Origin of the sequence: Salipiger bermudensis, assembly GCF_020171625.1 — a bacterium.
Taxonomy (GTDB): domain Bacteria; phylum Pseudomonadota; class Alphaproteobacteria; order Rhodobacterales; family Rhodobacteraceae; genus Salipiger; species Salipiger bermudensis_B.
Window position 1 is genome coordinate 430,722 of the sequence record NZ_JAIUZY010000005.1, and the last position, 9,861, is coordinate 440,582.

The following is a 9,861-nucleotide window of genomic DNA, read 5'->3' on the forward strand; positions in this document are numbered from 1 at the left end:
CCGGCCCTTTCGGCTCATCGTTTACAATGGCTTAAGCTTTCGAAAAGCCTTGTGGGCAAGCGCCCCGCTATTGCCGTTTTTTCACGCCGGTCGGCGCCCTTGCCCCGGATAACTGTGCCCCTTGTGAGCGTATCAAGGGCTGAACAGTGAGTGAGAACAGTGCTAGGGTATATCTTCGAACGTCTTATCAAACCGCTCTCGGTGGGCGGCGCGGCCGTCGCATCGGAGGACGGGGCCGAACCTTCGGAAGAGGTCGAGGGGCCACCTTCCGGAGAGCGCGACGAGAGCCTCGAGGCCGAGGCCAACGCATCCTATGGCGAGGAGCTTTTCCACGGGCGCCGCATGGCCGGTCTTTCGACACTGAAATTCGAGGGCGACGGCAGCGTGCGCGGTCTGCGCAATGCCACCGTGAGCCTCGGCTTCGTGGTGCCGCTCGAAGAGGTCGCGACCTCCGACGAGATGGCGCCGCAGGTCCCGGGCTGGATGGGGCAGGTGGACATGGACAGCGAGAAGCGCGGTCTGGCCTGCGATGCGTTGACCACGACGCTCGAGGGCGATGAGGCGGACCCCGCGGCGCCGATCCTGTCCTGGGCCGCCTCGGGTCTGCGCAATGGCGGTGCCGAGGCCCGGCGACAGGCCGCGACGGAGCCGGCGCTGCGCAAGTCCGGCGCACCGGCATCGACTCTGGATGCGGAGCACGCCGCGGGCGATCTGCCTGAGGCGGTGTTTTCGATCACCGAGGCGGCCTCTCCCACGCCCCTGTTCTTCACCACGGTCGCGGCCAGCAATCTGGTCGTCGGCCCGACCGCGGCACCGGAACTGGCCGAGATCGCGCTGTTTTTCACGCGTGGCGATCCCGAGAGCTTCGATTTCTACGCGCCGCAGGAGCTGTCCCACACTGCGCCCGCCGACGTCGATCCGCCGCAAGACGAGGCGATGGTGGAAATCCTGATGCAAGAGGTGATGCGCGAGATCCACGACGAGCACGAAGGGTTCGAGCTTGTCGAAGGGGGCGGCTTCGGTACCGCGCTGGTTGAGCCTGCGCTGGCTCATTCCCAGGAGCCCACCGACCTCGCCTAGAACGCGATCCCGCCCAGAAAGGAAAAGCGCCCGCCCTTACGGGGACGGGCGCTGCTGTGTTGCGAGGATCAGCCGATGTCCTTGTAGCTGATTTCCTTCTGGTCGGTGCCGGTCTTGTTGCGGCGCACGTGAAGGCGGTTGAGCGCGTTCACATAGGCCTTGGCCGAGGCATAGACCGTGTCGGTATCGGCCGACTGACCGGTGGCGATCTTGCCGTCTTCCTCGAGCCGGACAGACACCGTGGCCTGTGCGTCGGTGCCCTCGGTCACCGCGTGCACCTGGTAAAGCTGCAGCCGGGCCTTGTTCGGGTAGAGCGCACGCACTGCCTTGAAGGTGGCGTCGACCGGGCCGTCGCCTTGCTCGGTCGCCGACGCCTCTTCGCCGCCGACCTCCATCTCGAGCGTCGCTTCCGCCGGGCCGCCGGTGCCGCAGGTCACCTTGAGCGAGACGATCTCGAGGTGATCGGCGCCGTCGGTCATGGCCGCGGTCACGAGCGCGAGGATGTCCTCGTCGTAGACCTCTTTCTTGCGGTCGGCGAGATCCTTGAACCGCACGAAGATGTCCTTGAGTTGGTTGTCACCGACCTCGGCCCCGAGCTCCTTGAGCTTGGCGCGGAGCGCGGCGCGGCCCGAGTGCTTGCCAAGCGGCAGCGAGGTGCCGGCGAGGCCCACGTCCTCGGGGCGCATGATCTCGAAGGTTTCGGCGTTCTTGAGCATCCCGTCCTGGTGGATGCCGCTCTCGTGCGCGAAGGCGTTCTTGCCGACGATGGCCTTGTTGAACTGCACCGGGAAGCCCGACACCGTCGCGACGCGGCGCGAGATGTGCATGATCTTGCGGGTGTCGATCTCGGTGTCGAAGGGCATGATGTCGCCGCGGGTGCGCAGCGCCATCACCACCTCTTCGAGCGCGGTGTTGCCGGCGCGCTCGCCGAGGCCGTTGATGGTGCACTCGACCTGACGCGCGCCCGCCTCGACCGCGGCCAGCGAGTTCGCCGTCGCCATGCCGAGGTCGTTGTGGCAGTGGGTCGCGAAGATCACCTCGTCGGCGCCGGGCACGGTCTCGATCAGGCGGCGGATGAGGTCCGCCGATTCGCGCGGCGCGGTGTAGCCCACGGTGTCGGGGATGTTGATCGTGGTGGCACCAGCCTTGATGGCGATCTCGATGGTGCGGCAGAGATAATCCCATTCCGTCCGCGTCGCGTCCATCGGCGACCACTGCACGTTGTCGCAGAGATTGCGGGCGTGGGTCACGGTGTCGTGGATGCGGTCCGCCATCTCGTCCATGCTGAGGTTGGGGATGGCGCGGTGCAGCGGCGAGGTGCCGATGAAGGTGTGGATGCGCGGGCGCGGCGCGCGCTTCACGGCCTCCCAGCAGCGGTCGATATCCGGAAGCTGGGCGCGGGCGAGGCCACAGATCACCGTTTCCTTGCTGCGCTCGGCGATCTCGGCGACGGCCTTGAAGTCGCCCTCCGAGGCGATCGGGAAGCCGGCCTCGATGATGTCGACGCCCATATCCTCGAGCAGCTCGGCGATCTCGAGCTTTTCGGCATGGGTCATGGTGGCGCCGGGCGATTGCTCGCCGTCGCGGAGCGTCGTGTCGAAAATGTACACGCGGTCTTTGGTCTGGTCGGTCATGTCACTGAATCTCTTGTTGGTCTTCGTCCTGGTGTCTCGCCGGCGCGAAACGATGCCTCCTCTGAGCGGTCGCGCCGGGGGACTGCGCGCTCAGAGGCGGATTAGGAGAAGACGCAGGCCAAGCGCAAGCGACGCGCCGAGGGCACGGGAGGTTGCAGCGATATGGCCGGTGGTCATCATGCGCCGGACTATACGCGCAATCGACCGAATGAAAACCCGCAAAATTGACGTGAGTGCCGGGTCCGTGGGAGACAGTGGAGCAGGGGGCGAGACAGGCCTTGAGCGTGGCGTCGCGCCCGCCATACTGGAGGTCAGGGCCGACCATCCGGGAGAGATCATGTGATCCGACGTATCATCCACGCCGCCTGCCTCGTGTTGCTCGCGCCGCTCGCCGCGCTGGCGCAGGAGCGGGACGCCGCCAAGGTCTATGTCTTCGGCAACAGCCTCGTGCACCATTTGAACGAGGAGGGCACTGCCAACGTGCCCTACTGGATGGGCGTGCTGGCCCGCGCCGACGGGCGGTCGCTCGCGCTGGATGGCCAGTGGGGCTTCCTGCGCGATTTCGCCGCCAGTCTGCCGCCGCGGCCGAACTGGTCGATCCCCGAGGTGACCGGGAACTGGGATGCCGGGCGCGGCGCGTTCGGCGATGCCGGGTTCGACGCGCTCTGGATCACCCCGGCGAACTTCATCCAGTATCAGGCGCCCGACGCGCCCTATGATTACGACAACGCCGCGAACGAGAGCCCGATGGGCGCGATCCTGAGGGTCGTCGACTGGATGCACAGCCGGATGCCCGACACCCCGATCTATCTCTACGAGGGCTGGTCCGAGATGAACTCGGTCTCGCGCAGCTACCCGCCCTCGGCCCGCGCCTCGCGGCGCTACCACGAGATGAACCAGGGCGATTACCACGACTGGTATGAGACCCTGCGCGACGATCTGCGCTCCGAGCGGCCCGAAGCCGATATCCGGCTGATCCCGGTGGCGCGGATCCTGTCGGTGCTGCTGGGCGAGGGTGGCCCGCTCGAGGACGTCCCCGCCGAGGCGCTTTACGTGGACCTCGATCCGCACGGCACGCCGAGCCTCTATTTCCTCGCCGCGATGATCACCTATGCCGCGACCTTCGAGGCGCCGCCGCCCGCCGACTTCACCCCGCCCGAGACGCTGCATCCCGAGATCGTCGCCAACTATCCCGAGCTTGCCGCGCTGGTCTGGGACGAGGTCTCGGCCTCGGGCGTGTTCGAAAGCGCCGGGCTTCCCCGGCAGACCCCCGCCATCACGCGCAGCGCCGAAGCCACGCCCGAGCCGGAGGCCGCGCCCGCGACCGAGCCGATGCCGGCGCGCGGGGAGGTGGTGTTGCCCGAGCCGGGCGCGCGCCCCGAGGGCGCGCCGGCGCTGGCGATGGGGCTGAACGGCATCGCCGACTGGTCGACGCAGACGCCCTTCCTCGACCATATGAAGACCGCCCGGCAATGGGTCGGCCACCTGCCCGGTCAATGGGGCGGCGTCGAGGCCGAGGAGCTGCGCGCCGAAGGCGTGCTCGACGAGGCCGGCTGGCCGGTCCGTATCCCCGAGCGGGTGGAGCGGCTGGAGGCGCTGCTGCTCACCGATATCTCGTCAGAAGCGGCCTACCTGATCGGCACCTACCACGTGTTCTGGGAGGGCAAGGGCAAACTCGACATCACCGGTCGCGCGAGCCGGGTGCGGCTTGTCGAGGGGGAGGGCCAGTTCTGGTACACCCCGGGCGAGGGCGCGGTCGGGGTCGCGATCAGCGCCACCGATCCCGACGATCCGATCCGCAACATCCGCATCGTGCGTGAGGACCAGCTTGCGCTCTTCGAGGCCGGCGCCCTGTTCAACCCGCTCTGGATCGAGCGCATCCGCGACCTGCGCAGCCTGCGGTTCATGGACTGGATGAACACCAACGGCTCCCCGGTGCAGAGTTGGGACGACCGCCCGCGGATGAGCGATTACAGCTGGACCGCACGGGGCGTGCCGGCGGAAGTGATGCTGCGTCTGGCCAACCGGGTGGGCGCCGACCCGTGGTTCAACATCCCCCACATGGCCGACGACGAGTACGTGCGCCGGTTCGCCGAACTGGTGAAGGCCCGGCTCGACCCGAACCTCAAGGCCTATGTGGAATACTCCAACGAGGTGTGGAACCACATCTTCGAACAGGCGCGCTGGGCCGAGGCGCAGGCCGATGCGCTCTGGGGCCGGTCCGAGGCCGGCTGGATGCAGTATTACGGCCTGCGCGCGGCGCAGGTCATGCAGATCTGGACCGATGTCTACGGCGACGAGGTTGAGGACCGGCTGGTGCGGGTGGTCTCGACCCATACCGGCTGGCCGGGGCTGGAGGAGAGCGTGCTGATGGCGCCGCTGGCGTATCTGCAGCTTGGCCACCCGCCGCAGGACCTGTTCGATGCCTACGCGGTGGCGGGGTATTTCGGCTACGAGATGGGCGGCGAGGAGATGGCGCCGCAGGTCGACGACTGGCTGGCGCGCTCTGAGGCGGCGGCGGTGGCCGCGGGCGAGGCCGAGGGGCTGCGCCGCGTGGCGCTGCGCGAATACGTCCGCGAGCACCGCTTTGACGCGGCGGTGGCGCCGGTGGCGCTGGCGCTGCTCGAGGGCTCGCTCAAGGAGCTGATCGAAGAGATCTTTCCCTATCACGCCAGCGTCGCCGAGGCCGCCGGGCTCGAGATGGTGATGTACGAGGGCGGCACCCATGTCTCGGCCCAGATGGTGCGGGTCCAGGACGAGGCGCTGGCCGAGTTCTTCCAGTATTTCAACTACACTCCCGAGATGGCGAAGCTCTACGAAGAGCTGCTGACCGGCTGGGTGGCGAGCGGCGGCACGCTGTTCAACGCCTTCGTCGACGTGGCCCCGGCCTCGCAATGGGGCAGCTGGGGGGCGCTGCGGCATCTGGGCGATGACAATCCGCGTTGGTCCATGCTGATGAACTACAACGCCACCGCGCCCTCGGACTGGGAGGCGCGCGCGCCCGGCAGCTTCGACGACGGGCTGCTGCTCGAGGGGGATGGCGGTGGCGAGACGCTCGAGGGCAGCCCCAAGCCCGACATCCTTCTGGGCGCGGGCGGCGACGACACGCTGATCGGCGTGGGCGGCGACGACATCCTGCACGGCGGCGAGGGGCGCGACGTCGCGGTGCTGCCCGGCGCGCAGGCGGATTACAGCTTCTCGCGCGAGGAGGGCCGGCTCGTGGCCGATGGGCCGCAGGGCACCGTGCGGATGGTGCAGGTCGAGGCGCTGCGGTTCGCGCAGGCGCCCGACACCGAGGTCCCGACCGCGGGCCTCTGAGGCGCGTCGGGCGGGCTCTGTCTACGGCTCCTGCCGGGTCGCGAGGATTTCCGAGACCAGCGTCTCCGCACCGAGGCTGGCGCGGAAATGGGTTTCCACATGGGCCCGGCCTGCGGCACTGAAATGCAGCGCGCTGTCGGGGTTCTGGGCCAGTTCGCGGATCGCGCGGGCCAGTGCGGTGGGGTCTTTCGGCGGCACCAGCTTGCCGGTGCTGCCATCGTCGATCAACTCGCGCACGCCGCCCGCATCGGTGCCGATCGCCGGCACCCCGCAGGCCATCGCCTCCATGTAGGCCACGCCCAGCGGCTCGTGCCACGAGGCCAGCACGAAGGCGTGCGCCTCGAGCAGCTTCGCCTTCACCGCGTCGGCATCGATCGCGCCCAGCAGCTTGACGTGATCCTGCAGCCGCAGCTTGCGCAGATGCGCCTCGAGATCCTTGCGGAACCCCTCGCCGCCGGCATCATCCTCGCCGGCGATCTCGAGCCGCACGTCGACGCCCTGATCGAGCAGCTGGCGCATGGCCGACATCAGGTCCTGATGCCCCTTCACCACGTTGAGCCGGCCGCAGGAAAACAGCCGGATCGGTCGGCCCTTTTCGGGCGGCTGGTAGGGGGTCTGGCGCTTCAGCACCTCGGTATCCACCCCCATCGCACGCACGGTCAGGCGCTCGGGAAGATCCTCGGGCAGCGCCGCCTGCATCTCGTGCAGCAGCTTGTGGGTGATGATGGTGGCGAACGCCGCATTGCGCCACTTGAAGCGCTGGCCCGAGCCGTAATCCGACAGCGGGCCATGCAGGGTCAGCGAGTAGCTCGGCCCGCCGAGCTGACGCGACAGCGCCGCGATCAGCGCCGCGCGCGCGCAGGAATGCACGTGGACATGATCGAGACCGGCCTTCGCCGCGTGGGACTTCAGCTCCTGCGCCGCCGACAGCGTGACCGCCACGTCGCGGGCGAAGTCGGGCCCCTCCTTGAGCATCGTGCGCATCATCCCGCGCGGCAGCAGCCCGCTCAGGGCGCGCAGCGCGCTCAGCGGTTTGATCTGACCGAGATAGGTGGTGCGCGCGATGGCGTCGTCCGACCAGTCATGCGCGATCAGTCCCGACGGCGGCATCCGCGTCGAAAGAAGGTCCACCACGTGGCCCATTTCCTCCAGCGCCTGGACTTCGCGCCAGAAGAATATGTGGGTCTGGCCCGGAAACTGGGGTACCAGGTATCCGATCCGCAATCTCTGCGACACGCATCCCCCGCTGTCAGCTCGTCCATACCAATGTGACCGGGATCGGCTGCGGTTTCCATCATGCCCTGCCGATTTCGGAAGAAGCCGCAGCACCGTGTTCGCGGCGCATCAGGCAGCCGTTATCAAATTGATTATAGCGTCTCGGCGCTTCTTACATTAAACACAATTTAGTGGCATGTGGGCGCCGAAAGGCGCGTGTTACACGTGTGGGTATCTGTTTGGTAATTTTTTATGACGGGATCATTTGAGGCTCCCGGGACGCCAGCCGTTTCGGTGATCGTGCCGGCAAGCAACGAGGCAGCGCTGATCGGCGGCTGCCTTGAGGCGTTGTGCGCCTCACATTGGCAGTCCGGGGCGCCTGTCGAGGGCATCGTCATCGCGAACGGATGCTGCGACGACACCGCAGAGCGTGCCCGTGCCAAGATTCCCGCCTTCGCGCAGCGCGGCTGGTCGCTGCGCGTGATCGAGCGGCAGGACGGCGGCAAGCTCGCGGCGCTCGATGCCGGGGATGCCGCTGCGCGCGGCGCCACGCGGGTCTATCTCGATGCCGACGTGACCGTGGCGCCGGAGCTGCTTGGAGAGCTGCACGAGGCGCTGTCCTGCCCCGAGCCGCGTTACGCCAGCGGCACCGTCAACATCACCGCCCGCAGCGCCGTGTCGCGCGCCTATGCACGGATCTGGCGGCAGGTGCCGTTCATGGCGCGCTGCGTGCCGGGCTGCGGCGTCTTCGCGGTCAACGCCGCCGGGCGCGGGCGCTGGGGGCGCTTTCCCGACATCATCTCGGACGACACATTCGTGCGGCTGAACTTCACCCCCGAGGAGCGTGTCGGCGTGGCGGCGCGCTACGATTGGCCGATTGCCGAGGGGTTCGACCGGCTGGTGCGGGTGCGCCGGCGGCAGGATGCCGGCGTGGCCGAGATCGAGACGCGCTATCCCGCCCTTGTCGCCAATGACGACAAGCCCGCCTTTCCGGCCTCGGACAAGCTGGCGATGGCGCTGCGCGATCCGCTGGGCTTTGCCGTCTATACCGGCGTCGCGCTGAGCGTGCGCCTGCGCCCGGCCTCGGCCGACTGGAGCCGCGGCCGATGAGCGTCGCGCTGCTCTCGCGCTTCCGCGGCGCCTCGCTGACCGCCCGGGTGATGCGCTCCTCGGCGCTGACCGTCGGCGGCTTCGCGTTCAGCCAGGGCCTGCGGCTGGCCTCGAACCTGATCCTGACGCGGCTGCTCTTTCCCGAGGCCTTTGGCCTGATGGCGCTGGTCTCGGTGTTCATGATGGGGCTGCAGCAATTCTCCGATGTCGGAGTCAGCCCGGCGATCCTGCAGAGCAAGCGCGGCGACGAACGCGATTTCCTCGACACCGCGTGGACCATTCAGGTGCTGCGCGGCGCGGGGCTGTTCCTCGTGGGGTGCGGCCTTGCGTGGCCGGCGGCGTATTTCTACGACGAGCCGCAGTTGCTCACGATCCTGCCGGCGGCGAGCTTCGCGCTGCTGATCGCGGGCTTCAAGCCGACCCGCATGGACAGCGCAAACCGGCACCTGAGTCTTGGTCTGGTGACGGCGCTCGACTTCGTCACGCAGACCACCGGCGTGGTGGCCGCAATCCTTCTGGCATGGCTCACCGGCTCGGTCTGGGCGCTGGTGTTCAGCGGGCTGATCGCGGTGGCCGTGGAAGTCGTCATCAACTGGATCTTCCTGCCCGGCGCCGGCAACCGCTTCCGCTGGGAGGCGCCCGCCGCCAACGAGCTGATCAATTTCGGCAAGTGGATCTTCCTGTCGACGGTCTGCGGCTTCTTCTTCAGCCAGAGCGACAAGATCCTGATGGGCAAGTACCTGAGCCTCGATCTGCTCGGGATCTACAATATCGGCTATTTCCTCGCCGCGTTCCCGATGCTGCTGGGCGGCATGGTGACGCGGCGCATCCTGATCCCGATCTACCGCGAGAGTCCGCCGACCGAGAGCCGCGAGAACTTCCTGCATCTTCGTAAGATGCGCTTCGTGGTGACCGCGGCGCTGATCGCGATGGTCGGCGTCTTCGCAGCTTTTGGCGACTGGATGGTCGACCTGCTCTATGACGAGCGCTACCTCGCCGCCGGGGCGGTGACGGTGATCGTCGCGTGCGTGCAGATGCCCCAGATCATCGTACAGACCTATGATCAGGCGGCGCTGGCCGCAGGCGACAGCCGCACCTTCTTCGTGCTCGCGCTGGCGCGGGCGGTGCTGATGGTGACCTGCATCCTCGTCGGGCTCGAGCTTGCCGGGCTGCTGGGGGCGCTGCTTGGAATCGGGGCGGCCTATGTGCTGGCTTATCCGGTGGTGGTCTGGCTCGCGCGGCGCATGGGGGCGTGGGATCCGCTGCACGACGCGCTGTTCACGCTGGTGGCGCTGGCGCTTGCGGCGATGGCGGCGGCACTCAACTGGGAGGCAATCGTGGCGCTCGCGCGGCTGGGTTGATATCCTGACCCTGCTGACTTCGAGACAAATATTACAAGGGCGATCATTGTCCGCGATATGGCGACAATAATGGCCAATTTCACGGGAAACCGGGGTTATCGTTGCGCATATCGGCGACTCGCCCCATTTTCTCTTAACTCTTG

Annotated in this window: 6 protein-coding genes; 4 read left to right on the forward strand and 2 right to left on the reverse strand. The window is 67.6% G+C overall.

What is annotated here, in order from left to right:
* Positions 1 to 159 precede the first annotated feature (159 nt).
* On the forward strand, positions 160 to 1,080 hold the full coding sequence (locus tag LCM15_RS11465) for a hypothetical protein (protein ID WP_224856464.1): 921 nt from the start codon (positions 160 to 162) through the stop codon (positions 1,078 to 1,080).
* Between the two features lie 68 nt (positions 1,081 to 1,148).
* Here the strand turns inward: LCM15_RS11465 and LCM15_RS11470 are convergent, their stop codons facing one another.
* Complete coding sequence (locus LCM15_RS11470; protein WP_224856465.1) at positions 1,149 to 2,714, reverse strand: 2-isopropylmalate synthase; 1,566 nt, start codon at positions 2,712 to 2,714, stop codon at positions 1,149 to 1,151.
* Between the two features lie 339 nt (positions 2,715 to 3,053).
* Here LCM15_RS11470 and LCM15_RS11475 point away from each other — a divergent pair, with 339 nt between their 5' ends.
* A complete protein-coding gene (locus LCM15_RS11475) occupies positions 3,054 to 6,032 on the forward strand; it encodes a calcium-binding protein (RefSeq protein ID WP_224856473.1) in 2,979 nt (992 codons plus the stop codon).
* Between the two features lie 21 nt (positions 6,033 to 6,053).
* Here the strand turns inward: LCM15_RS11475 and epsE are convergent, their stop codons facing one another.
* Complete coding sequence (gene epsE, locus LCM15_RS11480; protein ID WP_224856475.1) at positions 6,054 to 7,256, reverse strand: exopolysaccharide biosynthesis GT4 family glycosyltransferase EpsE; 1,203 nt, start codon at positions 7,254 to 7,256, stop codon at positions 6,054 to 6,056.
* Positions 7,257 to 7,499: 243 nt separating this feature from the next.
* On the opposite strand from epsE, the gene LCM15_RS11485 reads away from it, so the two are divergent.
* Together LCM15_RS11485 and LCM15_RS11490 are read left to right on the forward strand one after the other, a co-directional pair.
* Positions 7,500 to 8,357, forward strand: coding sequence for a glycosyltransferase (locus LCM15_RS11485; RefSeq protein ID WP_224856476.1), 858 nt, complete (start codon positions 7,500 to 7,502; stop codon positions 8,355 to 8,357).
* Complete coding sequence (locus LCM15_RS11490) at positions 8,354 to 9,718, forward strand: oligosaccharide flippase family protein (RefSeq protein WP_224856477.1); 1,365 nt, start codon at positions 8,354 to 8,356, stop codon at positions 9,716 to 9,718. Before LCM15_RS11485 ends, LCM15_RS11490 begins: the two co-directional genes overlap by 4 nt.
* Positions 9,719 to 9,861 lie beyond the last annotated feature (143 nt).